Annotated in this window: 21 protein-coding genes and 1 tRNA gene; 4 read left to right on the top strand and 18 right to left on the bottom strand. The window is 64.7% G+C overall.

All coding sequences use genetic code 11. From position 1 onward, the window contains the following. Nucleotides 1-19 precede the first annotated feature (19 nt). The 10 genes from xth to RHPLAN_RS01065 all read right to left on the bottom strand — a co-directional run bounded on the left by xth (nucleotide 20) and on the right by RHPLAN_RS01065 (nucleotide 11,965). Nucleotides 20-835 carry an exodeoxyribonuclease III gene (xth, locus tag RHPLAN_RS01110; RefSeq protein WP_068013127.1) on the bottom strand — a complete coding sequence of 272 codons (816 nt, stop codon included), beginning with the start codon at nucleotides 833-835 and terminating at the stop codon, nucleotides 20-22. Between the two features lie 276 nt (nucleotides 836-1,111). Further along, on the bottom strand, nucleotides 1,112-1,975 hold the full coding sequence (locus RHPLAN_RS01105) for an outer membrane lipoprotein carrier protein LolA (RefSeq protein ID WP_068013125.1): 864 nt from the start codon (nucleotides 1,973-1,975) through the stop codon (nucleotides 1,112-1,114). Between the two features lie 127 nt (nucleotides 1,976-2,102). Continuing rightward, the gene (locus RHPLAN_RS01100) at nucleotides 2,103-4,568 is read right to left on the bottom strand and encodes a DNA translocase FtsK (protein ID WP_068013124.1); all 2,466 of its coding nucleotides are present in this window, start codon (nucleotides 4,566-4,568) and stop codon (nucleotides 2,103-2,105) included. A gap of 79 nt (nucleotides 4,569-4,647) precedes the next feature. Beyond that, complete coding sequence (locus RHPLAN_RS01095; RefSeq protein WP_068030324.1) at nucleotides 4,648-5,859, bottom strand: aminotransferase class I/II-fold pyridoxal phosphate-dependent enzyme; 1,212 nt, start codon at nucleotides 5,857-5,859, stop codon at nucleotides 4,648-4,650. A 341-nt stretch (nucleotides 5,860-6,200) separates the two neighbouring features. Then, nucleotides 6,201-7,691: an ammonium transporter gene (locus RHPLAN_RS01090; protein ID WP_068013122.1), complete on the bottom strand. Its 1,491-nt coding sequence runs from the start codon at nucleotides 7,689-7,691 to the stop codon at nucleotides 6,201-6,203. Between the two features lie 38 nt (nucleotides 7,692-7,729). Next, complete coding sequence (locus RHPLAN_RS01085) at nucleotides 7,730-8,068, bottom strand: P-II family nitrogen regulator (protein WP_068013121.1); 339 nt, start codon at nucleotides 8,066-8,068, stop codon at nucleotides 7,730-7,732. 327 nt (nucleotides 8,069-8,395) lie between these two features. Next, nucleotides 8,396-9,664, bottom strand: coding sequence for an ammonium transporter (locus RHPLAN_RS01080; RefSeq protein WP_237180246.1), 1,269 nt, complete (start codon nucleotides 9,662-9,664; stop codon nucleotides 8,396-8,398). Nucleotides 9,665-9,772: 108 nt separating this feature from the next. After that, nucleotides 9,773-10,111 carry a P-II family nitrogen regulator gene (locus RHPLAN_RS01075; protein ID WP_068013119.1) on the bottom strand — a complete coding sequence of 113 codons (339 nt, stop codon included), beginning with the start codon at nucleotides 10,109-10,111 and terminating at the stop codon, nucleotides 9,773-9,775. A 175-nt stretch (nucleotides 10,112-10,286) separates the two neighbouring features. Beyond that, nucleotides 10,287-11,192: an acyl-CoA thioesterase II gene (tesB, locus tag RHPLAN_RS01070; protein ID WP_068013118.1), complete on the bottom strand. Its 906-nt coding sequence runs from the start codon at nucleotides 11,190-11,192 to the stop codon at nucleotides 10,287-10,289. A gap of 32 nt (nucleotides 11,193-11,224) precedes the next feature. Then, complete coding sequence (locus RHPLAN_RS01065) at nucleotides 11,225-11,965, bottom strand: hypothetical protein (protein ID WP_157099991.1); 741 nt, start codon at nucleotides 11,963-11,965, stop codon at nucleotides 11,225-11,227. A 55-nt stretch (nucleotides 11,966-12,020) separates the two neighbouring features. Here RHPLAN_RS01065 and RHPLAN_RS01060 point away from each other — a divergent pair, with 55 nt between their 5' ends. After that, a complete protein-coding gene (locus RHPLAN_RS01060) occupies nucleotides 12,021-13,289 on the top strand; it encodes a ubiquinone biosynthesis hydroxylase (RefSeq protein ID WP_068013115.1) in 1,269 nt (422 codons plus the stop codon). A gap of 156 nt (nucleotides 13,290-13,445) precedes the next feature. Here the strand turns inward: RHPLAN_RS01060 and RHPLAN_RS01055 are convergent, their stop codons facing one another. The 5 genes from RHPLAN_RS01055 to RHPLAN_RS01035 form a co-directional block, all read right to left on the bottom strand. After that, nucleotides 13,446-14,072 (bottom strand): glutathione S-transferase family protein, encoded by a 627-nt coding sequence (locus RHPLAN_RS01055; protein ID WP_068013113.1) that lies wholly within the window; start codon nucleotides 14,070-14,072, stop codon nucleotides 13,446-13,448. 152 nt (nucleotides 14,073-14,224) lie between these two features. Next, nucleotides 14,225-14,425 (bottom strand): Trm112 family protein, encoded by a 201-nt coding sequence (locus RHPLAN_RS01050; protein WP_068013111.1) that lies wholly within the window; start codon nucleotides 14,423-14,425, stop codon nucleotides 14,225-14,227. A 12-nt stretch (nucleotides 14,426-14,437) separates the two neighbouring features. Then, nucleotides 14,438-15,115 (bottom strand): LON peptidase substrate-binding domain-containing protein, encoded by a 678-nt coding sequence (locus RHPLAN_RS01045; protein ID WP_068013109.1) that lies wholly within the window; start codon nucleotides 15,113-15,115, stop codon nucleotides 14,438-14,440. Nucleotides 15,116-15,150: 35 nt separating this feature from the next. After that, complete coding sequence (gene trxA / locus RHPLAN_RS01040) at nucleotides 15,151-16,068, bottom strand: thioredoxin (protein ID WP_068013107.1); 918 nt, start codon at nucleotides 16,066-16,068, stop codon at nucleotides 15,151-15,153. 281 nt (nucleotides 16,069-16,349) lie between these two features. Further along, on the bottom strand, nucleotides 16,350-16,859 hold the full coding sequence (locus tag RHPLAN_RS01035; protein ID WP_068013105.1) for a prolyl-tRNA synthetase associated domain-containing protein: 510 nt from the start codon (nucleotides 16,857-16,859) through the stop codon (nucleotides 16,350-16,352). A gap of 153 nt (nucleotides 16,860-17,012) precedes the next feature. On the opposite strand from RHPLAN_RS01035, the gene RHPLAN_RS01030 reads away from it, so the two are divergent. Beyond that, nucleotides 17,013-17,087, top strand: a tRNA-Gly gene (locus RHPLAN_RS01030). A 175-nt stretch (nucleotides 17,088-17,262) separates the two neighbouring features. Here RHPLAN_RS01030 and RHPLAN_RS01025 read toward each other — a convergent pair. Further along, nucleotides 17,263-18,087, bottom strand: a complete 825-nt coding sequence (locus RHPLAN_RS01025; protein WP_198164671.1) for a 23S rRNA (adenine(2030)-N(6))-methyltransferase RlmJ — start codon at nucleotides 18,085-18,087, stop codon at nucleotides 17,263-17,265. A 384-nt stretch (nucleotides 18,088-18,471) separates the two neighbouring features. Between RHPLAN_RS01025 and RHPLAN_RS01020 the strand changes: the two genes are divergently transcribed. Beyond that, nucleotides 18,472-18,717 (top strand): hypothetical protein, encoded by a 246-nt coding sequence (locus tag RHPLAN_RS01020; protein ID WP_157099990.1) that lies wholly within the window; start codon nucleotides 18,472-18,474, stop codon nucleotides 18,715-18,717. A gap of 657 nt (nucleotides 18,718-19,374) precedes the next feature. Here the strand turns inward: RHPLAN_RS01020 and RHPLAN_RS01015 are convergent. After that, the gene (locus RHPLAN_RS01015) at nucleotides 19,375-20,463 is read right to left on the bottom strand and encodes a hypothetical protein (protein ID WP_068013100.1); all 1,089 of its coding nucleotides are present in this window, start codon (nucleotides 20,461-20,463) and stop codon (nucleotides 19,375-19,377) included. Nucleotides 20,464-20,487: 24 nt separating this feature from the next. Continuing rightward, the gene (mscL, locus tag RHPLAN_RS01010) at nucleotides 20,488-20,901 is read right to left on the bottom strand and encodes a large conductance mechanosensitive channel protein MscL (protein ID WP_068013098.1); all 414 of its coding nucleotides are present in this window, start codon (nucleotides 20,899-20,901) and stop codon (nucleotides 20,488-20,490) included. 336 nt (nucleotides 20,902-21,237) lie between these two features. On the opposite strand from mscL, the gene RHPLAN_RS38060 reads away from it, so the two are divergent. After that, a protein-coding gene (locus tag RHPLAN_RS38060; RefSeq protein WP_157099989.1) for an IS630 family transposase occupies nucleotides 21,238-22,186 on the top strand; the annotation gives its coding sequence in 2 pieces (ribosomal slippage) (nucleotides 21,238-21,573 and nucleotides 21,575-22,186; 948 coding nt in all). Nucleotides 22,187-22,188 lie beyond the last annotated feature (2 nt).

The following is a 22,188-nucleotide window of genomic DNA, read 5'->3' as shown; positions in this document are numbered from 1 at the left end:
GCATTATCGGGACGGTGGCTTAAACGTCCAGCGTCATCGTCACCGGCACATGGTCCGATGGCCGCTCCCAGCCGCGTGCGTCCTTCGTCACCTTGATGGCCTGCAGCCGGTCGCCCAGCGCTTGCGACACCCAGATGTGGTCGAGCCTGCGGCCTTTATCGGCTGCAAGCCAGTCCTGTGCACGATAGCTCCACCACGTGTAGAGCTTCTCGCTCGGCGGCACGAAGGTGCGCGCCACGTCGATCCAGTCGCCGGCCTTCTGCGCGGCGGTGAGCTTCTCGCACTCGATCGGCGTGTGCGAGACGATCTTGAGCAGCTGCTTGTGACTCCAGACATCATGTTCGAGCGGCGCGACGTTCAGATCGCCGACCACGATGGAGCGCTCGCTGCGCGCCGGCAGCATGTTCGCGCAGACTTTCATCTCGTCGAGGAACGCGAGCTTGTGCTCGAACTTTGGATTGATCGCAGGATCGGGCTCGTCGCCGCCGGCCGGCACATAATAGTTGTGCACGCTGATCGGATCGCGAAGCTTGGCCTTTTCGCCGAGGACGACGCCGACGTGGCGGCTGTCGGTCTTGCCGCAATAGCCTTTCGCGGCAAACGAATCGAGCGGCAGCCGCGAGACCACGGCGACGCCGTGATAGCCCTTCTGGCCGTTGAGCGCGAAGTGCTCATAGCCGAGACGCTTGAAACGCTTCCGCGGAAACGCGTCGTCGGGGCACTTGGTCTCCTGGAGACAGAGCACATCCGGCCGGACTGCCTTGATGAACTTGGCCACGATGTCGATGCGCAGCCGCACCGAGTTGATGTTCCAGGTCGTGAGCTTGAGCTGCATGCGGCTTAATTTAGGAGCGGGCCGCGGATTTGGCCACGGCGCGTGGGACAATCCCCGGCCGGGCGCGGCGATTTGTGCACAGGGCGAGCCAAACAACCGGTGTCATGCCCGGCTTGACCCGGGCATCTATCAGGTGACGCAACAGAAGCGGTTCTTACGTAAGACGTCCACTGTCTAACCAGGGTCATGGATCGCCGGGTCAAGCCCGGCGATGACAGCGGTGCAAGGTCAGAGTGCGAAGAAACTCCGCGGCAGCAATCGCCGACGACAGGCGGCTTACTGAACCTGCTGAACCGGCCGCGTGTAATCGATGCGGAACATGTTCGGGTCCGGCTGCGCGCGCGTGTCGAGATTGTAAACCGCGACCGTGGTGTCGTAGCCCTGCGGATCGGTCACGGTCCATTGCCGCAACTGATAATCCTGCGCGCCGAACATCAGCATCACGCGATGGGTGCCGGCGATGATCTGGCGCTCCTCGATCACCACCGTGACGAACACATCGTCGGCATAGACGCCGACCAGGTTGGTGTCGCGCATCAGGTCGATGCGGTCGGCGAGCAGAAAGCGCAGCGGCGTCTGTGACAGCGGATAGAGGTCCTGGGTCGCAAGCTTGCGGTCGCGCACCACCACGGACTGACCGTCGGCAATCATCTCGATCGGGTTCGGCGGGTCATAGTCGAAGCGGACCTTGCCGGGCTTCTGCAGGTAGAACTCGCCTTCCGACTTGCTGCCGTCGGGACCGACCTGGACGAACTTGCCCTGGAGTTGGCGCACACTGGTCAGATAGGCGCTGACCTTATCGGCGAGCGCACGCTGCTTGGCGTCGAAGGCTGTCGAAGAGCCCGAGCCGCCAAAGATGTTGGGTGGCTTCGGGAAGATCGAGGGAAAGCCGCTCGATTGCGGCTGCTGCTGAGGCTGTTGGTCGGCCTGTTGCTGCGGGGGCTGTTGCACAGGCCGCTGCTGGGCATTCGGGGCGACCTGCTGCGGGGGGCGCGGCGCCTGCGGCCGCTCGTGGGATTTCGGCTGTGGCGCAGGAACGGGCAGCGGCACGCTCTGCCCAAGGGCACCGGTCGGTCCGGCCGACAGTCCCAGGGCGAGCCCCGACAGCAATGCCGCAACAACGGCCTTCCGGCTCGCCATATCTTACTCCGCCTGACCCCGACCCCTGACCCCGCCGGTTGCCCTAGGGGCCGGCTGTGGCGATTTCGCGGCTCTTGATGTGCCCCCGCCCACTATAGCGCGGGTCTGTGCTCTCAATGTATCGGTCTCAATACTTTGCGTGCTCTTCCTGGCCAACCAGGATTTCGCGTTTTCCGGCATGGTTGGCCTGGCCGACAATGCCCTCCTGCTCCATCCGCTCCATGATCGAGGCGGCGCGGTTGTAGCCGATTTGCAGGCGCCGCTGGATGTAGCTGGTCGAAGCCTTCTTGTCGCGGGTGACGATCTGGACCGCCTGCTGGTACAGGTCGGTGGCGTCGCCGGCCTGGCCCATGCCGCTCGCATCGAACACCGGATTGCCGTCGTCGTCGAGTTCGGGCTCCTCCTCGGATGCGGTGACGGCCTCGAGGTACTGCGGCGCGCCCTGTGACTTCAGGTGCCGCACCACCTTCTCAACCTCGTCGTCCGAGCAGAACGGGCCGTGGACGCGGCTGATGCGGCCGCCGCCCGCCATGTAGAGCATGTCGCCCTGGCCGAGCAGCTGCTCGGCGCCCTGCTCGCCCAGGATGGTGCGGCTGTCGATCTTCGAGGTGACCTGGAAGGAAATGCGGGTCGGGAAGTTCGCCTTGATGGTGCCGGTGATGACGTCGACAGACGGGCGTTGTGTCGCCAGGACGACATGGATACCGGCGGCGCGGGCCATCTGGGCGAGGCGCTGCACCGCGCCTTCGATGTCCTTGCCGGCCACCATCATCAGGTCGGCCATTTCGTCGACAATGACCACGATGTAGGGCAGCGGCTCGAGCTCGAGCTCCTCCTTCTCGTAAATCGCCTCGCCGGATTCCTTGTCGTAGCCCGTGTGCACGGTGCGGGTGATGGTCTCGCCCTTGGCCTTGGCTTCGACGACGCGCATGTTGAAGCCGTCGATGTTGCGCACACCGACCTTCGACATTTTCTTGTAGCGCTCTTCCATCTCGCGCACCGCCCACTTCAGCGCGACCACCGCTTTCTTGGGGTCGGTGACGACGGGTGTCAGCAGATGCGGGATGCCGTCATAGACGGAAAGCTCGAGCATCTTGGGATCGACCATAATCAGCCGGCATTGATCCGGCGTGAGCCGATAGAGCAGGCTGAGGATCATGGTGTTGATCGCGACCGACTTGCCCGAACCGGTGGTGCCGGCGATCAGCAGATGCGGCATGCGGGCGAGATCGACCACCACGGGCTCGCCGCCGATGGTCTTGCCAAGGCAGAGCGGCAGCTTGGCTTGCGTTTCAGTGTATTCTTCGGACGCGAGCATCTCGCGGAAGTAGACCTTTTCGCGCTTCTCGTTCGGCAGTTCGATGCCGATGGCATTGCGGCCCTGCACCACGGCAACGCGCGCCGACAGCGCGCTCATCGAGCGCGCGATGTCGTCGGCAAGCCCGATCACGCGCGACGACTTGATGCCCGGCGCCGGTTCGAGTTCGTAGAGCGTCACGACGGGGCCGGGGCGCGCATTGATGATGGAGCCGCGCACGCCGAAGTCCTGCAGCGTGCTCTCCAGCGACGTTGCACATTCCTGAATCGATTCCTGGCTCGGCGCGAAACGGTCGGAGGCTTTTGCCGAGGCGAGCAAGTTGAGCTCGGGAAGCTGATAGCCGCCGGATTTTTTCGTCGGCTTGGGACGCGCTGGCTTCTTCGCGACTGGCGCGGGCGCGATCGTGACCTCGGCGTCGTCCTCTTCTTCCTCCGCCTCGTCCTCGACTTCGTCGTCCTCGATCGCCTCTTCGAGCTTCGGCTCGACGCGGTTGCGCTTGACCGGGACCGGCGGCGTGGCGCGACGCGGGCTGTGCTTTGGCGCAAGCTGTGCCGAGCGGCGCGTCACCAGGCGCTTGAGGCGTGCCTTCAGGCTCAGGAGCTGATGCACGATCCAGCCAAGCGAGATTGAAGTCCGCTCGGCGTCGTCATCCTCGGGACCGGCCGCCTCGCGTGCCCACTTCTCGTCGAGCGCGACACTGTCCGGATGATGATAGCCAAAACCGGTGGCAACGATGATCGAAGCGAGCGCACAGGCGCCGAACACAATCGCCGCAACCAGGATGCCTGCGCTCGAGAGATTGCCAACCAGGAGCGTCGGCAGATAGAGCACGCCATCGCCGATCACGCCGCCGAGTCCGGTCGGCAATGGCCAGTGGTCGCTGTTCGGCAGGCACGACGCGAAGCCCGCCGCGAAGACGGTGCTGGCCACCCAGAACGACAGGCGCATCCACTCGCGATCGAACGGCCGGTGGCTGGCGATGCGCCAGCCCCACACCGCGACCGGCAGGATCAGCACCGTCGAGGCGAGGCCGAACAGCTGCATCAGAAGGTCGGCGCCGATCGCGCCCGGCGTGCCGAGCAGGTTGCGGATCGGGCCGTCGGTGGCGTGGCTCAGCGACGGGTCCTGCACCGACCAGGTCGCGAGCGAGACCGCGATGACGGCCGCGAGCCCGATCAGCACAAAGCCGCCCGTCTCGCACAGCCGCCGCCGGAGCAGGCTGCGCAGCTCGTCCGACCAGTTCGAAAGCTCCATGCCGCGAGCGCTTGCTGCCATATCGTCAGTCCGGGATGCCGTCTGTTGTGAGCGGCGTCATCTCACCAAAGGAGTTTCAGATTCGTATTAACCGAGCCCTTCAACCGAGCACTTCGACTATGCGGTGGAGCGCATCGGCGGTGACTTCCTTGTCCTGCACCAGAGCGACGCGGATGTAGCCCATGCCGGGATTGCGGCCGTCGGCGCCGTCCCGCGCCAGATAGTGGCCGGGGATCACGCGCAACCCGCCTTCGCGCCACAGTTTCACGGTCGCGGCCTCGTCGCCGCCGTGCCGGCTCACATCGAGCCACAGAAAGAACCCACCGGCGGGCCGCTTGTAGCCGTAGCGGTTGCCGATGATCTGATCGGCGAGATCGAACTTCGCGACATAGAGCTCGCGGTTCTTCTCGACGTGTGTCTCGTCCGCATAGGCCGCGATCGCGACCTCCTGGGCCGGCACCGGCACCTGCGGTGCCGCGATATTGCGCAGCTCGATGTAGCGGGAGAGGAAATGGCGATCGCCGGCCGCGAAACCGACGCGCAGGCCGGGCAGGTTCGAACGCTTCGACAGCGAGTGGAACACGACCACATTGGCGAAGTCGGGCTGCGACACCGCGAGCATGCCGTGCGGCGCTCGGCCATTGAGGTAGATCTCGCAGTAGCACTCGTCGGCGAAAATCAGGAACCCGTAGCGCCGTGCCATGGCGACGAGACGCGCGAGATAGGCTTCGTCGGCAACCGCGCCTTGCGGGTTGGATGGCGAGGCGATGAAAAAAGCGACAGTGCGCTTCAGCAGTGCCTCATCGATGGCGTCGAGATCGGGAAGAAATCCGGTCTCGCGCGTGGTCGGCAAGTAAACCGGCTCGCAGCCGGCGGCCGCCGCGCCTGCCGAATAGGCGGCATAGAACGGATTGGGGATGAGGATTGCGGGCGTGCCGGCGCGGCCGGTGACGTAGCGGTTCGCCGCAATCGCGCCGAGGAACAGCCCCTCGCGGGTGCCGTTGAGCACGATGACTTCGGACTCGGGATTTACCGGCCGAGCAAGCTGATAGCGCTGATTGAGCCAGCCGGCCGCGGCCTTGCGGAAGCCGTCGGTGCCTTTGTTCGCCGGATACCGGCCGAAATCGTTGAGATGCGCGGCGATCACCGGCCCGACGAAAGGCGGGATCGGGTGCTGTGGTTCACCGACCGACAGATTGATGGCGGGCTTGCCCGGCTCGATGTCGGCCAGAAGCTCATGCAGGCGCACGAACGGCGAGCGGCCTTCGGCCTTCAGCGGGGCGGGTTGTTGTATGGCGGTGGCGGCGGTCATGAACTCGATACTGAAGAGCAGCGGAAGCGCCCGCCGCACAAGCGTTTCCCCACCATAGGGGCTGCGAGGTTAAGGCGTGATTAACCATCGGGCAGCCTGCGCGCCAAGCCCTAGGCAGGGCTCCCGGCAGTGCTGGCGAAGCAAAGGCGGCGCAAGCCGCGAGCAGACAGCTGGAAATTACGATGGGGCTGAAAAAGTGAGGGGCTCAGGTCTTGCGACCTGAGCCCCTCGACGGACGGGACGGTGCCGGGTATCCGCCCCAACCGTTGTCTCGCGACCTTGTCAGTTTCTATTCAAGTCCCGTGCCAGGACCGGGCAAGAACCGGACAAGGTCAGTGGCGTCACATGTTGTAGGCGCGCTCGCCGTGATCGGTGAGATCCAGGCCTTCGCGCTCCTTCTCGACCGACGGCCGCAGGCCGACGATGAGGTCCACCACCTTGTAGAGGATGGCTGAGCCGACGCCGGACCAGACCAGCGTCATCATGACCGCCTTGCACTGGGCAATCACCTGCGTGGCGAAGTCGTAATCGGCGACCTTGCCCGTGGTGTAGTCCATGATGCCGGTGCCACCGAGCGCCGGCGCCACCAGGATGCCGGTGCCGATCGCGCCGACGATACCGCCGATGCAGTGCACGCCGAACACGTCGAGCGAGTCGTCGTAGCCGAACATGTTCTTCACCGTGGAGACGAAGAACAGGCAGACCACGCCGACCACAAGGCCGAGCACCAGCGCGCCCATCGGGCCGGCAAAGCCTGATGCCGGAGTGACGGCGACCAGACCCGCGACGCAACCCGACACGGCGCCGAGCAGCGAAGGCTTACCCTTTACGATCCACTCGGCGAACATCCAGGACAGCGCAGCGCCGGCCGTGGCGATGAACGAGTTGATCATGGCGAGCGGAGCGCCGCCGACCGCTTCGAGGTTGGAGCCGGCGTTGAAGCCGAACCAGCCCACCCACAGCAGCGAGGCGCCGATCATGGTCATGACCAGCGAGTGCGGAGCCATCAGCTCCTTGCCGAAGCCGGTGCGCTTGCCGACCATGAGCGCGCCGACAAGGCCGGCGATGCCCGCGTTGATGTGCACCACGGTGCCGCCCGCGAAGTCGATGGCGCCCCACTGGAACACCAGACCCGAGTCCGCGTTCACGGCGTCGAGCGCGGCCTGTGCGGCGGCCTTCTTCGTGGCGTCGTCGCCCGCTGCGGCCAGAGCCTTGGCGGCGGCGTCGATCGCATCCGGGCCGGCCCAGTACCAGACCATGTGTGCGATCGGGAAGTAGATCAGCGTGACCCAGAGCGGGATGAACAGCGCCACCGCCGAGAACTTCATGCGCTCGGCAAAGGCGCCGACGATCAGGGCGGGCGTGATCGCGGCGAACGTCATCTGGAAGCAGATGTAGACGTACTCCGTGATGTTGACGCCGACCGAGAACGTCGCGGCTTTCGAGTCCATCGTCACGCCCTTGAGGAAGAGCTTGTCGAGGCCGCCGATCATCGAGCTGCCGCCGGTGAAGGCGAGGCTGTAGCCGTAGATGCACCAGATCACGGTGACGATGCACACCGTGTAGAACACGTGGGTGAGCACCGAGAGCATGTTCTTCGGACGGACCAGACCGCCGTAGAACAGCGCGAGGCCTGGGATCGTCATCAAGAGAACGAGGACGGTCGCCGTCATCATCCAGGCGTTGTCGCCCTTGTTGACGACGATTTCCGGCGCCGCGGGAGCTGCGGCGGGCGCGGCCTGTTGCGCCAGCGCCGGGTCGATCAACAGCACGGCCACGGCGAGAGCTGCGAGCCCCGCCAGTCCCGCGCCGAGTAGTTTCTTCAACGTCATGGTTGAACTCCTGTTCGCAGTCTTGGATGTGCGCGGGATCACAGCGCCGCGGCGTCGGTTTCGCCGGTGCGGATGCGGACGGCGTGGTCGATGTCGTAGACGAAGATTTTGCCGTCACCGATCTGGCCGGTCTTGGCGGCGCCGGAGATGGCTTCGACGACCTTGTCGGCCTGCTCGCTCGGAACAGCGACTTCGATCTTGATCTTCGGCAGGAAGTTCACGGCGTATTCGGTGCCGCGATAGATTTCAGTGTGGCCCTTCTGACGCCCGTAACCCTTGACCTCGGTGACGGTGAGCCCGTGCACCCCCGCCGCAGTCAGAGCGTCGCGGACCTCGTCGAGCTTGAAAGGCTTGATGATGGCCATGACGATTTTCATGGGTTCGATCCCCGCTTGGGCCCGGACACAATCGACCGGGCGGACTAGCGACATCGACGCGCGCGCTCATGCGGACGAGTGATGCCGGGGAGGGGGAATCAAACAGCGTGCCAAATAGGCCGGCCGGATCTAACCGGTTGAACCTGCGGAGTCTTTCCGGATGGCCGGAGCTCGTGACGGGGTTCGGCCAAACACGGGAAACGGCACTGCCTATAGATTAGCCATGAAACCGCATGGCGGATTGTCGCAGGCTCAAGCCTGCCTAAAAACGATGCACAAAAATGTCGAGGCGGTGACGGAGTCGCGATTCAAAAGCGAATCGCGTGCCTATTGAAGCGCCTCGCCGTGCAGCGAGAGGTCGAGGCCCATGCGCTCGTCTTCGTCGCGGACGCGCAGCGGCAGGAAGAACCCGATCACCTTCAGCAGCACGAACGTGCCGAGTCCGGACCACGCCAACGTGACGCCAACGCCGTAGAGCTGGCTCAGCACGAGCTTGCTGCTGCCCTCGATCAGGCCGGACGCGTCGCCGATCGCCGCCGTCGCGAACACGCCGGCGAGGATCGTGCCCGTCGCGCCGCCGATGCCATGCACGCCGAACACGTCGAGCGAGTCGTCATAGCCGAGCTTCATCTTCAGCCGGGTGCAGGCCCAATAGCAGATCGCACCGGCCGCAATGCCGATGACGATGCCATGCCACGGCAGCACGAAGCCCGACGCCGGCGTGATCGTGCCGAGCCCCGCGACCGCGCCCGAGATGATACCGAGCACGGACGGCTTGCCGCGATCGAACCACTCCAGCAGCATCCAGGTGAGCACGCCCGCGCAGGCGGCGAGATGCGTGGCGAGGATCGCGAAGCCGGCGCGCGAGTTGGCGCCGAGTGCGGAGCCGCCGTTGAAGCCGAACCAGCCGACCCAAAGCAGCCCGGTGCCGATCACCGCGAGCGACAGATCGAACGGCGCGAGATTTTCGAAACCATAGCCGCGCCGTTTGCCGAGCAGCATGCAGGCGACGAGGCCGGCGATGCCGGCGTTGAGATGCACGACGAGCCCGCCGGCGAAATCGATCACGCCGGCGCTTGCCAGAAATCCGCCGCCCCAGATCCAATGCGCGATCGGCACATAGACCAGCAGCATCCAGCCGGCGCTGAACCAGAGGAACGCGGAAAAGCGCATGCGATCGGCGACCGAGCCCGCGACCAGCGCCACGGTGATGACCGCAAACGTCATCTGGTACAGCATGAAGACGGACTCGGGGATCGTCTTGGCCAGCGGGCTGATGGTGTTCATGCCCATGCCGTTCAGCATGAAGCGTTCGAGCGTGCCGAGCACCGGACCGTCGCCCACGAAGGTGAGGCTGTAGCCGAGCGCGACCCAGAGAATCGAGCCGAGAGCGACCGCCGCGAAGGTCTGCGCCATGGTGGCGAGCACGTTCTTCTTGCGCACCATGCCGGAGTAGAACAGCGCGAGGCCCGGCAGGCTCATCATCAGCACCAGTGCGGTTGCCGAGATCATCCACGCGGTGTCGGCGGCATCGATCTTCGCGGGCTGCTCCGCCGCCTGTGCGAACGCCGGCGTGGCCAGCGCGGCCATCGCCATCGCGGTCATCCCGCGCGCGGCCTTAAGCGCGTTCACGCGCGTCTTCAACGCGCCAAGGCGCGCGATCCCGGCCTTCACCATGAAATCCCCCCTCGGAATTTTCTGCTCTTAGAGCGCGTCGTTGTCGGTTTCGCCGGTGCGGATGCGCACGGCGTGGCCGAGGTCGTAGACGAAGATCTTGCCGTCGCCGATCTGACCGGTCTTGGCGGCGTTGCCGATTGCGGCGACGGCCTTGTCGGCCATCTGGTCCTCGACCGCGACTTCGACCTTCAGCTTCGGCAGGAAGTTCACGGCGTATTCGGCGCCGCGATAGATTTCAGTATGGCCCTTCTGGCGGCCGTAGCCTTTGACCTCGCCGACCGTCATGCCGTGGACACCGATCGCGCTCAGCGCGTCACGGACGTCCTCGAGCTTGAACGGTTTGATGATGGCCATGACGAGCTTCATGTGAACACCCTGCTGTCGGGCCGAAGAAACAATGGCAATCCGCGCCGGCCATCGCGGACAACTGATTCCGCCGACGATATCGGCAATCAGGCCGAAAATTAAGCAGGATTATCGCCTTTTGCGCAGGCAGACGCCGTGAATCCCGGCACGCTGCCGGCGGCCAAGGCAATGGGCGTCAGCTCTTGATGGTTTCCGGCCGCCGCACCCGGAGCATGCCCTCCTGGGTCACCGAAGCGGCCAGCGCCCCGTCCGCGGTGTAGATCAGGCCGCGGGCGAAGCCGCGGGAGCCGTGCAGGTTCGGGCTGTCCTGGGTGTAGAGCAGCCACTGGTCGGCGCGGAACGGCCGGTGAAACCACAGCGCGTGGTCGAGGCTCGCCGCCATGATGTCTTTGTCGAACACGCTGCGCTTTTGCTGCAGCATCGCGGTGTCGAGCAGCGTGAGATCCGACGCGTAGGCCAGCGCGCAACGGTGAATCGCCGGATCGTCGGGAAGCTTCGCGGTGGTGCGGATCCAGATGTTGAAGCGGCCGTCTTCGGGCGCCTTGCCGGAATAGCGGCCGAATTCGACCGGGCGCATTTCGATGGGCCGGGGCCGCTCGTAATAGCGCCGCACCGCCTCCGGCAGCTGCGGCAGGATCTTCTCGCGGATCTCGGCGTCGCTCGGCAGCGCGTCGGGATGCGGCACGTCCGGCATCGTCATCTGATGGTCGAGACCGTCTTCCTCGGCATGGAACGACACCGACATGGAAAAGATCGCGCGGCCGTGCTGGATCGCCACCACGCGCCGCGTCGAAAAGCTCTTGCCGTCGCGGATGCGGTCGACCTCGTAGATGATCGGGACTTTGGGATCGCCGGCCAAAAGGAAGTAGGCGTGCAGCGAATGCGGCAGCGTGCCCTCGACGGTGCGCGTGGCGGCCATCAGCGCCTGCCCGATCACCTGGCCGCCGAACACCCGCTGCCAGCCGGTCTGCGGGCTGTGGCCGCGGAACAGGTTCACCTCGAGAGGCTCCAAATCGAGGATGTTGACCAGGTCTTGAACGGCAGAGGCTTGGACAGCGGAGTTTGGCGCGGCGGTGTTCATGCGCCGACTTTAAGCGGCGCGATCCGGCGTGGCTACCGCGCCGCGGTCGCGAAATTCTCGCCGGCCGCAATGTGGGCCAAGAGCCGCAGCACACCATCGCCGCCGCCATGCGTCGCCATCCAGCGGCTGACACGGCACGCCGCAACGGCGTAGAGGCTGTCGTCGCCCGGCCGGAGCCAGGCGCGCTGCGTTTCGGGCAGCGGCAGATCGGAGCTCTGCAGGCAACGGTCGCCGTCACCGTCGGGTTTGAGATAGCGCGTGTCGTCCGAGACGATCACCGCGAGCCCTTCGTCGAACCACGCCGGGACCGCGCCGCGATAGGCGCGCAGCGTTCCGATGCGGCGATGCAGTTCGATATGCGACAGCTCGTGCGTCGCGATCGTCACGTTCAAGCCGCGCGGCGACAGCACCAGCGCCTGCGACAGGATCGCCATGCCGCGCGAGCCGCCGCCATGCAGGCGGCGGTAGCACTCGGCCGTCGAGCAGGCGAACACCAGCGGGTGAGCCTTCAGTCCGCCGTAGAACTCGGCAACGTTCTGCCGGGCCTGCTCGACGATGGCTTCGGCCGAAGACCGCGTTTCGACGGGCATGTCACGATCGACGTAGAGCCCATCGCCCATCGGCTGAAAGCCGAAGCACCGCGGACATGCGATCGAGGCCGTGGCCGGATAGGCGAAAACCAACGCCGCCAGTGTCAGCGCAAGGGCCGCGACGGCGCCGAGACCAAGCCTGCGGGGCACGAGCCTGCGGCGCATGGGAATTCGCAGTCGCATGCGGCGACCCCAGCGACTATATAAAGCCCCGTAACGGCATCGGTAGCGGGTGAAGATGGCAATCGAGCGGCGCGGCGAGCGGATCGATCTCGTGATCGGCGGCGGCGGGTTCGCAGGCCTGGCGCTGGCCATCGCGTTGCGCCAGGCGCTGGGCGATCCGTTCAAGGTGCTGGTCGCCGATCCGGCTTTCGCGAAAAACGCGGACCAAGGCCGGGCCTCAGCGATCGCGGCCGCGGCGCGGCGGCTGTTCGAGACCATTGGCATCTGGTGCGAGGTCGAGGGCGAGGCGCAGCCGATCCTCGACATGGTGGTGACGGACTCCAAGCTCGCCGACGTGATGCGGCCGACGTATCTGACATTCGCCGGCGAGATCGCGTCGGACAGCCGACCGAAGCACGGCGACGCTTCGGTCACGCATGAACCGTTCGCGCACATGATCGAGAACCATCATGTGATCGACGCGCTGATCCGGCGCGCGAAAGCCTGCGGCGTCGAGCTCAGCGCCGAGTCGGTGACGGGTTTTGAAATCAACGGCGAACGCGCCGACGTGGCGCTGTCCGGGGGCGGCACGCGGAGCGCGCGGCTGCTGGTGGCGGCGGACGGCGCCCGCTCCAGGATCCGCGAAGCCGCGGACATCGAAAGCTTCGGTTGGGAGTACGGGCAGAGCGGCATCGTCACCACGGTGGCGCACGAGCGCGAGCATCACGGCCGCGCCGAGGAGCATTTCCTGCCGGCGGGGCCGTTCGCGATCCTGCCACTGAAGGGCAAGCGCTCGTCGATCGTGTGGACCGAGAAGGCCAGCGAAGCGGCGCGCATCGTCGCGCTGCCGGATGCGCAATTCCACGACGAACTCGAACAGCGGTTTGGTCTCAAGCTCGGCGAGATCGAGGCAGTCGGTCCGCGCAAGGCGTTTCCGCTCGGGCTTTCGGTCGCGCGCACGTTCATCGCCGAGCGCGTCGCGCTGGTCGGCGACGCCGCGCACGTCATCCATCCGATCGCCGGGCAGGGGCTCAATCTCGGCCTGCGCGACGTTGCGGCGCTGGCGGAAGCCGTCGCCGACGCGGCTCGGCTCGGCTGTGACATTGGCGGGCCGGAGGTGCTGAAGCGCTACGAGCGCTGGCGGCGGTTCGACACGATGATGATGGGAGTGACGACCGACGGCCTCAACCGGCTGTTCTCCAACCGCTCCGACGCGCTGCGCATCGTGCGCGATGTGGGGCTTGGTCTGGTGGAGCGGATGCCGCGCATGAAGGAGTTCTTCATCCGCGAGGCGGCGGGCATCACCGGTGAGGTGCCGAAGCTGCTGCGCGGCGAGGCGCTTTAGCTGGCTCATTTTTTCCACGGAAGCCGCACCAATCTCCGCCGTCATGCCCGCGCTTGTCGCGGGCATCTCGCTTAGAGAGGCACTGTGCTCACCTGATCGAGATGGCCGGGACAAGCCCGGCCATGACGTGGATAGACTGGTGCGAGAACGCTCCGACTACGACAGCGGCACCACGGCGACCTGCTCCTTGAACGCAGGCCGCGACGAGATCGCCGCGTACCAGCGGTCGAGGTTCGGTGTCGCCGGCCGCTGCGGGAAGAGCTGCATGTAGCGGTAGATCATGATGCCGACCGGGATGTCGCCGTAGGAGAACTCGTCGCTGGCGATGAACTTGGTGCGGCCGAGCTGCGTGTCCATCATGTTCGCAGCCGCGTAGGTCTTCTCCGTGCCGGTCTCGATCGCCTTGTGGTCGCGCTTGTCGGGCGCCATGCGGATCAGATTCCAGAACACCGGCGTGATCGCGGGCGCCATCACCGAGAGCTGCCAGTCCATCCACATCTGCGCGCGGGCGCGCGTTCTCAGGTCCGCGGGCTCGAGCACCGTGGCCTTGTGCTTGGCCGCGAGATAGCGCGTGATCGAGTTCGATTCCCACATCGTGAAGCCGTCTTCTTCTTCGAGCGTCGGCACCAGCGAGTTGGGATTCATCGCGAGATAGGCCGGGTCCTTGGTCTTGCCGAAGGCGCCGCCGACGTCGATCCGCTCGAACGGGACTTTCATCTCGGCCAGCGCCCAGATCACCTTCTGCACGTTGGACGATGTGTTGCGGCCCCAGATTTTCAGCATGCGTTTCTCTCCCAGGCTTACACGCATTTCTAACCGGTCATGGCCGGGCTTGTCCCGGCCATCTCGATCAGGCGGGCACTGTGCCTCCCTAAACGAGATGCCCGGCTCAAGGCCGGGCATGACAGCAGAGTATTTTGCAGCGGCGCGAAAAATCAATCCAATCGGCGCGCTTCTTCCGGGAGCATGATCGGGATGCCGTCGCGGATCGGATAGGCGAGCTTGGCGGCGCGGGACACGAGCTCCTGCTTCTCGGCGTCATACTCCAGCACGCTCTTGGTCACCGGGCAGACCAGGATTTCAAGGAGCTTCGGATCGATGCTGGAGGCGGGACGATCGGCGGAAGGGCTGTTCATCAACGCGTTTCCTTATTGCAGCGGCGTCTCGCCGCCGCCCGCGGTTTTCTTCGCGAGCTCCATTTCGGTGACGGCGATCAGGATCTCGGCGCGCGATTTCAGGTCCGGCGCTTCGAGCAGCGCCTGCTTCTCGGGAGCACCATAAGGCGACATCATCGCCAGCGCGTTGACCAGCGCTTCGTTCGGCGCGCTTTCCACGCCGTCCCAGTCGGTCTTGAGGTTGTTGGCTTTGAGGAACGCGGTGAGCGCTTCGAGCACCGCCTTGCGGTCGACCTCGTCCTCGCCCTTGCGCGCGACGAAATCGTCCGTGAATGGAATCGTCGTGACGCGGCATTGCCGGTAGAGCGTCGCGCAGGGCAACTCCTCGACCACGCGGAAGCGCGTCACGCCGGTGAGTTGCAGGACATAGCGCCCGTCGCCGGTCTCGGCCAATTGCGTGATGCGGCCGATGCAGCCGACCTTGAACAGGCCCGGCTTCTCGGCCGTGCCGGGATGTGCCGGGTCCGGCTGGATCATGCCGATCAGCCGGTGGCCGTCGCGCAGCGAGTCGTCGACCATCGCGAGATAGCGCGGCTCGAAGATGTTCAGCGGCAGTTGCCCGCGCGGCAGCAGCAGCGCGCCCGGCAGCGGGAACACCGGGATCACCTCGGGCAGGTCGGCCGACCCGCGATAGATGACGTTCATCGGCATGATCGCTCCGTCCCGGCCCCACGCCGGGGGATGAATCAGGCGAACAGGATCGATGACAGACGGCGCCGGCCCGCGACCGTCGCCTCGTCGGTCGGACCCCAGGCTTCGAAGAACTGCACAAGCTGCTTGCGTGCGCCGTCGTCGTTCCATTTGCGGTCGCGCCTGACCACCTCGAGGAGATGATCGACGGCCTCGGCGCGCTTGCCGGCCGCGCTCAGCGCCACCGCCAGATCGAACCGCGCCTGGTGGTCGAGCGGATTGGCCGCGACCTTCTTTTCCAGTTCGCCGACCGGGCCGACGGAGCTGGCTTGCTGCGCCACTTCGAGGGCAGCGCGCGCCGCCGCATAAGCCGTGTCGTTGCGCTTGGCCTCCGGCACCTTGTCGAGCGTGGCCTTGGCCTGCTCGGTGTCGCCTTCCGCGAGGAACGCGCGGGCGAGCCCCGCGACCGCGCCGATGTTGGTCTCGTCCTCGGCGATCAGATGCGAATAGATCTCGGCCGCGCCCTGCGCGTCGCCTTCGGCGAGCGCCGCTTCCGCGCTCTTCATCAGGTCCTGCGCCTCGCCGCCGACCTTGCCCTTGGTCAGCCGCTCGATGAACGCCAGCACCTGGCTTTCCGGCAGCGCGCCCATGAAACCGTCGGCCGGCTGGCCGTTGACGAAGGCGATCACGGCCGGGATCGACTGGATGCCCATCTGGCCCGGGATGGCCGGATGGTCGTCGATGTTCATCTTGACCAGCTTGACCTTGCCCTTGGCGCCTTTGACCACCTTCTCCAGCACGGGCGTGAGCTGCTTGCACGGCCCGCACCACGGCGCCCAGAAGTCGATCAGCACCGGCTGGCGCTTCGACTCCTCGATCACGTCCTTCATGAAGCCCTGGGTGGTGGTCTCCTTGATGAGACCGTCCTGGGCTGCGGGCGCCGGCACGGCCCCGCCGCTCTGCAACATCGACATCACGTTCCTCGCCTGAGCATCCGGCCGGGGTCCGGATCGCCCCGATCACATTTCAGTTCCCGGCATAAATGGGCCGCGGCGCCGCCAAATGCAATCCGGCAACGCGGGCCGGCATGATGGGGTTCACGGGTCGGGCTGTCCTCACCTCCCCCTGAAAGGGGGAGGTCGGTTTGCGAAAGCAAACCGGGTGGGGGTCTCTCTCCGCGCGGCAGGACCCCCGCCCCGACCCTCCCCCTTTCAGGGGGAGGGAGCGCACCGACGATGTCGCACCCAACTTCGCTCTACGCAGGTTCCGGCCCCGCCACCGGCAAAATCCGCGGCGGATGCCCCGTGCTGTCCAGGAACCGCACCAGATCGTCCCGCCGGATCGACGTCGTCATGGTGTTGGTCAGCGGGTGTGCATTGATGGTCTCGTGGCGCATCAGCGCCTCGTCCAGCACCATCGTGACCCTATGTCCCAGGTCGTTGATCACCCCGAACGGCGTCACCGAGCCGGGTGTCACGCCCAGCGTCTCCAGCATCTGCTCTGCCGAGCCGAACGAGAAGCGCCCGGTGGCCCCAAGCCGCCGATGCAGCGATTTCAGCTCGATCTCGGCGTCTTCCAGCGCGGTGACGAGGAACAGCGCGCTTTTCTTGTCCTTGAGGAACAGGTTCTTGGTGTGGCCGCCCGGGATGGCGCCGCGCAGGCCCTGGGATTCCTCCACCGTGAACAGCGGCTGATGGCTGACGGTCGGATGGGCGATGCCGAGGCGGTCCAGCGCGGCAAAAAGCTCGTCGGGGGTGATGGGCATGCGGGATTTTGGGATGGAACAGCGGGGTGGGGCGGCCATTTTTGCACAAAACCGCCAGCCTTTAACTCTTCTTCGAAGCGAGGTTGCAAAGTCCTAAGGCTTTTCGCTATAGGAACGGGCCCAGGCGGTCACCCACCGCCTGATGTTACGGATGCGGGTGTAGCTCAGGGGTAGAGCACGACCTTGCCAAGGTCGGGGTCGAGGGTTCGAATCCCTTCGCCCGCTCCAGTTTCTTTAGTCAGAAAATCATATGCGCGCCGGGGTCGTTAGGCTTTTTTCGATTGGCGCCCGCGGACGGTGGATTTCGGCGGCTCGCGCCGGTTAAAGGGCGTCCTTGGTCGCTTCAATACACGCGCTGCAGGAAAGTGAGCATCTGCCCGGTCAGAACACGCACTGAAAAAATTCAGCGCTCCCTTATCCACCAATCCAAATCCCATTGGGCTTGTGATTGACCCAAGGCTATCGACAGCTCTCGACACAAGGTCGTTAGCTTCTGATCCAATTGCCAAGGTGGATTGCAAATGAGAAGCCCGCTCCCTGCCAGTGTCACCCCATCAAGCGGATGCCGTAGAAACTCGCAGCAAAGGGTTGGCGGATTCTTCAGATTGTACTGCTTGCGGAGCGCCCCGATACCGCGTCTGTCCTTTAGAGGAAACCAAGCCACGAAAATCCCGGTTGGCCACTTGGCGACACCTGCGTTCAGAGCCTGCCCGAGTGCTTGAAATTCGTCCGCGCGTTCGAACGGCGGATCGATAAACACCACGCCGCGCTTAGTCGCCAAAGGCACGAATGCTCCGATCGCCTCGTAGCCATCCCTTTGGTGAACCGATATGCGTCCATCACCTTCGAACATCGCGCGCAAATGCGATGAGTCGTCTTTTCGCAATTCACATGCGATAAGCCGATCTTCCTGTCTCAATAAAGATTGCACGATCTTTGGGGACCCGGGATAGGAAGAAAGCCGGGCAGAATTTCGCTTTCGCACGATATCCAAATAGATAGCTGCGCTCGGGATGCACTTATCGAATGCCAACCCGATACCTTCCAATGCTTCGCCGGTCTTCATAGCCTCTGGTGAAAGCAAGTTATATTCACCTGCTCCCGCGTGCGTATCGAGGATTGCGAATGGAGTTGTCTTCTTTTGGAGCTCAGCAATGACGAGGCACAGAGCCGAATGCTTGAAGACCTCAGTGTGATTGCCCGCATGATAGGCATGGCGATAGTTCATCGAAGCATAGTCCCCCACCATGTACTGGCGGTCGAGCTCTAAATCTGGTCAGCAGGCGGTGCTCGACAGTTATGACATTTTGAATCTACGCCTCCGCGTGAAACGTCAATAATTGGACACAGATAAATGGATGACAGATGATAAAATATCAAAGCGCGCCTCTACGACAAGAACCGGGCCCGCGCGATCACGTTGTCTCATCAATCAGCTGGCACTTCGCTCGTGGGCGTGACGTCCGCGCGAAAATCAACGTCTTCGATGACCCATCGAAATCAACCCCAGCGCGAGGTCATCGGAGCGTAATCGCTCACAGCCTATGAGAGGACGGGCCCATTTAGCGATATAATCTCGGGCGAACGGATGAGCGTCCTTGCGAGGGTTGCGATGTCTTCCTTCCGATGCTGGATCGATGCGCTGCCGGATGTGGAGGCCTTAATATCGGATGTTTCCGATGACGGCGCTATCATCTCGCTTGCGAGCGACGCCAAGCTTCCAAAAACATTTGTCGTCTATCTGACCAAGAGCGGTTCGGTCGGCCGCAAGGCCGAGGTGTTGTGGCGCGAGGGCGCAACGCTCGGCGTGCGGTTCATCGGCAAGGCCACGCGGCCGGACGATTCTTTTTTCGTCTGAGCCCGATACAGCGGGCCGCTGCGCATCGATCGGGCGTCACATGTCGCATCGCGGTTTGGCTTCGACGCAGCGCAATGATTCCGCGAGCGGCAAAAATTCGATTTGCATTTCTGCAAATCACGTGTAGACGCGAATTTGCCTTGCTCGTTGAGGGCGTCATCTAGAGACGTCTATTTGGCGGAGCGGGGTGTGGCGCCTGCAGGCGTGGTTCGTAGCCACGTCCCAGGGTGCGATGCCATCGTCCGTCCCCGATGAGGGGGCCGCCTTCAGTGGCAGGGCGCGATCGGGTGAAGGGCCAAGGCAACGCGGTCTTAGGGAAGGGTTCGTCCCGCACCGTCCGATCGAATCTCGAGCGAGGGTATCGCGATAAATCGCCACCAGTGGAGCGCCGGAAGGCGTGCGTGCCGTAAAGGCACGCGGGCACCCCTCGCAAGGGTGCCCAACGTAGGCGTGGCGCTGACCGGCGCTCCGCTCCCTCACCCATGTGAGGGACGAGGAAAAAGGGAGGCGCTGGCCCCGCGCCGGATGGGAAGGGGCCGATGAATCACGCCTGTACCAATGCTTGAGACGACGCGCAAAAATGCGCGGGCTGTTTGACATGTGAATCCGCAACCTCGAGCGCTGCTTCTGCCGGAAGCGGCGCCGCCGCGTTCGACGTCAGCGGCTTCGCCGCGTCTTGTTCAGCAGCGCCGCGAGCAGCGCCTTGGCGAGCCGCGAGCGCGAACCTTTCAGTGCGTTGAGTTCGTAATGCATGCGCTCGGCTTCCGCCATCACCGTGTTGATCGTGTCGGCGCGAACGCCGAGCGCGGCGAGCCTCGCGGAGGCGGTCGATTGCGCCGCTCCGCCGCCGAGCAATTCCTCGGCAAGCTTGAGCAGCGGCGGCTCGCCGAACGCCTGGCCTTCCGGCGCGAGCGGCGCGGCGTAGCGCGTGCCGTAATGCTCGATGCCGAGGAACCACGGGTCCGGCTCGGACGGAATGTAGAAGTCGAAGACCTTGCCGGGCGCGTGGGTCGCGGCGCTCACCAGAGAATCGACCCAGGACGCGTCGCGATCGTAAAACGTCGGATGCGCGATCCAGAGCTTGAGCTGATCCGCTGTGAGCACGGTGCAGCCCATGTGCGGATTGTTGGGCTGGCAGAACGACTGCTCGACGCCGTTCCAGCGCCCGGTCAGGACGCGCGGCACGCCGGGCCTTTGGAACGGCGCGCGCGTCTCGCGGCTCAGCCGCGGGCTGATGGCGACCTTCGCGGGCGTGCCGGTGTAGGCCATCTCGTAGCGCACCGGGCAGAGCACGGCGCGGGGCCCGAATTCGCCGGCGAACCAGACGATCTTGGCCATCATCTGCGGGTCGTCGACGATCAGGTCGTCTTCCATGGCCATGTAGACGTCGTAGCCGCCGGCGCGTTCGCGCATGATCCGCTGCGCATCGAACGGCAGCATCAACGGCTCACCGTCGAAATATTCGACGTCGTAGATCGAAGGATCGATGCCGATCCAGTCGAGCAGGTTGGCGCCGCGCGCCGTGATGATGACGATGTCGAGCGTGTTGTCTTGGACCGCGCGGGCCTGCGGCTCGTCCGGGTTTCGCGACAGCCGGCGCGGCCCGAAGTAGCGGTGCAGGCCTACGATCGCGGCGTTGAGCGCCGCGATCTTGGCGAGCGGTGCCCGGCCGCTGCCGAGTCCCTGCGTCCAGGGCAGCGAGCCGTCTGGCTTGAAGTAATGGGCGATGGTGACCAGTGCGCGCATGGCGCTCCACGCGCGCGCGGTGCGTCAGGCCTTGGCCTTCAGCAGGTCGCGGATCTCGGTCAGAAGTACCACGTCTGCGGGCGGCGGAGCCGGCTTCGCCTCTTCCTTCTTCTGCAGCTTGCTGATCGCCTTGATCGCGATGAACAGCGCCCAGGCGACGAGCAGGAAGTTGATCGCGATGGTGAGGAACTGGCCGTAGCCCAGCACCGCGCCCTGCTTCTTGGCGTCGGCATAGGACAGCCCATACTGCACCTTGGAGGACAGCGGGAGATAGTAGTTGGAGAAGTCGAGGCCGCCGGTGATGGCGCCGATGATCGGCATGATGAGGTCGCCGACCAGCGAGGTGACGATGGCGCCGAACGCCGCGCCGATGATGACACCGACCGCGAGGTCGATGACGTTGCCGCGCATCGCGAATTTTTTGAAGTCTTCCAACATGGCCGCGTCTCCCCAGGCTGCTCAGGACAATTCCACAGGCGCCGGCGAGGCCGGCGAGGAAAGCAGCTGAAAGTCTAAAGGGTTCCAGGGCGGCGGCAAGGGCGGGCCGTCAAACTCCGCTGTCATGGCCGGGCTTGTCCCGGCCATCTCGATCAGGGACGCACTGTGCCCTCCTAATCGAGATGCCCGGCACAAGGCCGGGCATGACGACGGAGATTGATGCAACTGGTTTGAAAAACGCCCTAGAGCGGTTCACTTCTTTTCTGAATCGCTGGGGATTCCGCTGGGCTTCGAATTGTGATTCAAGCTGCTGGCTGGGTTGGAGGCCAGCAGCTCATGACCCGACCTCTGTCCAATGATCTGCGTGAGCGTGTCGTTGCGGCGGTGCGGAACGGTGAGAGCTGCCGGACGGTGGCTTCGCGGTTCGGCGTGGCGGTGTCGTCGGTGGTGAAGTGGTCTCAGCGCTATCGGACGACTGGCTCAGTGTCGCCGAGCAAGATGGGTGGATATCGCAAGCCGGTGCTCGATCCGCATCGGGCCTTCATCCTGGAGCGCATCAGACAGACCCCGCATCTGACCCTGCATGGGCTGAAGGACGAACTTGCCGCGCGTGGGGTAAAGGTCTCGCACAATGCCGTGTGGCTGTTCCTGCGGCGCGAAGACCTGCGGTTCAAAAAAAACACTGTTCGCGCTTGAACAGGCCCGGGCCGACATCGCCCGCAGACGAAAGCGCTGGCGATCCTGGCAGGCCGGTCTCGATCCACGGCGTTTGGTCTTCATCGACGAAACCTGGATCAAGACCAGCATGGCCCCGCTGCGCGGATGGGGACGCAAGGGCGATCGCCTGCGAGCTTACGCGCCGCATGGTCATTGGCGGACGCTGACCTTCCTCGGCGCGCTCCGCCACGACGGCCTCACAGCCCCTTGCGTGTTCGATGGCCCGATCAACGGCGAGTGCTTCCGAGCCTATGTCCAGCAGCAACTCGTTCCCGCACTGAAGGCCGGCGATATTGTCGTCATGGACAACCTCGGAAGCCACAAGGCTGCCGTGCTGCGACAGATCATAAGAGCAGCCGGAGCCAGGCTCTGGTACCTGCCGCCCTACTCGCCGGACCTCAATCCGATCGAGCAGGCCTTCGCCAAGATCAAACATTGGATGCGCATGGCTCAAAGGCGCACCATCGACGATGTCTGGCGCCAAATCGGCAGCCTCGTCACAACCATAGGCCCCCGCGAATGCAGCAACTACTTCGCAAACGCCGGATACGCTTCCGTCAAATTGTGAAC

It is taken from the genome of Rhodoplanes sp. Z2-YC6860, assembly GCF_001579845.1.
In the GTDB taxonomy this organism is placed as follows: domain Bacteria; phylum Pseudomonadota; class Alphaproteobacteria; order Rhizobiales; family Xanthobacteraceae; genus Z2-YC6860.
The sequence above is the reverse complement of the archived record's forward strand: the minus strand, read 5'-3'. Positions and strand labels throughout refer to the sequence as shown.

Excerpts from the sequence above, each read along its gene's own strand:
- RHPLAN_RS01085 (WP_068013121.1), bottom strand. The coding sequence starts at position 8,068 with ATGAAAATCGTCATGGCCATCATCAAGCCTTTCAAGCTCGACGAGGTC.
- RHPLAN_RS01065 (WP_157099991.1), bottom strand. The coding sequence starts at position 11,965 with ATGCGACTGCGAATTCCCATGCGCCGCAGGCTCGTGCCCCGCAGGCTT.
- RHPLAN_RS01075 (WP_068013119.1), bottom strand. The coding sequence starts at position 10,111 with ATGAAGCTCGTCATGGCCATCATCAAACCGTTCAAGCTCGAGGACGTC.
- mscL (WP_068013098.1), bottom strand. The coding sequence starts at position 20,901 with ATGTTGGAAGACTTCAAAAAATTCGCGATGCGCGGCAACGTCATCGAC.
- RHPLAN_RS01105 (WP_068013125.1), bottom strand. The coding sequence starts at position 1,975 with ATGGCGAGCCGGAAGGCCGTTGTTGCGGCATTGCTGTCGGGGCTCGCC.
- RHPLAN_RS01080 (WP_237180246.1), bottom strand. The coding sequence starts at position 9,664 with ATGGCGATGGCCGCGCTGGCCACGCCGGCGTTCGCACAGGCGGCGGAG.
- xth (WP_068013127.1), bottom strand. The coding sequence starts at position 835 with ATGCAGCTCAAGCTCACGACCTGGAACATCAACTCGGTGCGGCTGCGC.
- RHPLAN_RS01045 (WP_068013109.1), bottom strand. The coding sequence starts at position 15,115 with ATGCCGATGAACGTCATCTATCGCGGGTCGGCCGACCTGCCCGAGGTG.
- RHPLAN_RS01090 (WP_068013122.1), bottom strand. The coding sequence starts at position 7,691 with ATGACGTTGAAGAAACTACTCGGCGCGGGACTGGCGGGGCTCGCAGCT.
- RHPLAN_RS01050 (WP_068013111.1), bottom strand. The coding sequence starts at position 14,425 with ATGAACAGCCCTTCCGCCGATCGTCCCGCCTCCAGCATCGATCCGAAG.
- tesB (WP_068013118.1), bottom strand. The coding sequence starts at position 11,192 with ATGAACACCGCCGCGCCAAACTCCGCTGTCCAAGCCTCTGCCGTTCAA.
- RHPLAN_RS01020 (WP_157099990.1), top strand. The coding sequence starts at position 18,472 with ATGTCTTCCTTCCGATGCTGGATCGATGCGCTGCCGGATGTGGAGGCC.
- RHPLAN_RS01055 (WP_068013113.1), bottom strand. The coding sequence starts at position 14,072 with ATGCTGAAAATCTGGGGCCGCAACACATCGTCCAACGTGCAGAAGGTG.
- RHPLAN_RS01035 (WP_068013105.1), bottom strand. The coding sequence starts at position 16,859 with ATGCCCATCACCCCCGACGAGCTTTTTGCCGCGCTGGACCGCCTCGGC.
- RHPLAN_RS01015 (WP_068013100.1), bottom strand. The coding sequence starts at position 20,463 with ATGCGCGCACTGGTCACCATCGCCCATTACTTCAAGCCAGACGGCTCG.
- RHPLAN_RS01060 (WP_068013115.1), top strand. The coding sequence starts at position 12,021 with ATGGCAATCGAGCGGCGCGGCGAGCGGATCGATCTCGTGATCGGCGGC.
- trxA (WP_068013107.1), bottom strand. The coding sequence starts at position 16,068 with ATGTCGATGTTGCAGAGCGGCGGGGCCGTGCCGGCGCCCGCAGCCCAG.
- RHPLAN_RS01025 (WP_198164671.1), bottom strand. The coding sequence starts at position 18,087 with ATGAACTATCGCCATGCCTATCATGCGGGCAATCACACTGAGGTCTTC.
- RHPLAN_RS01095 (WP_068030324.1), bottom strand. The coding sequence starts at position 5,859 with ATGACCGCCGCCACCGCCATACAACAACCCGCCCCGCTGAAGGCCGAA.
- RHPLAN_RS01100 (WP_068013124.1), bottom strand. The coding sequence starts at position 4,568 with ATGGCAGCAAGCGCTCGCGGCATGGAGCTTTCGAACTGGTCGGACGAG.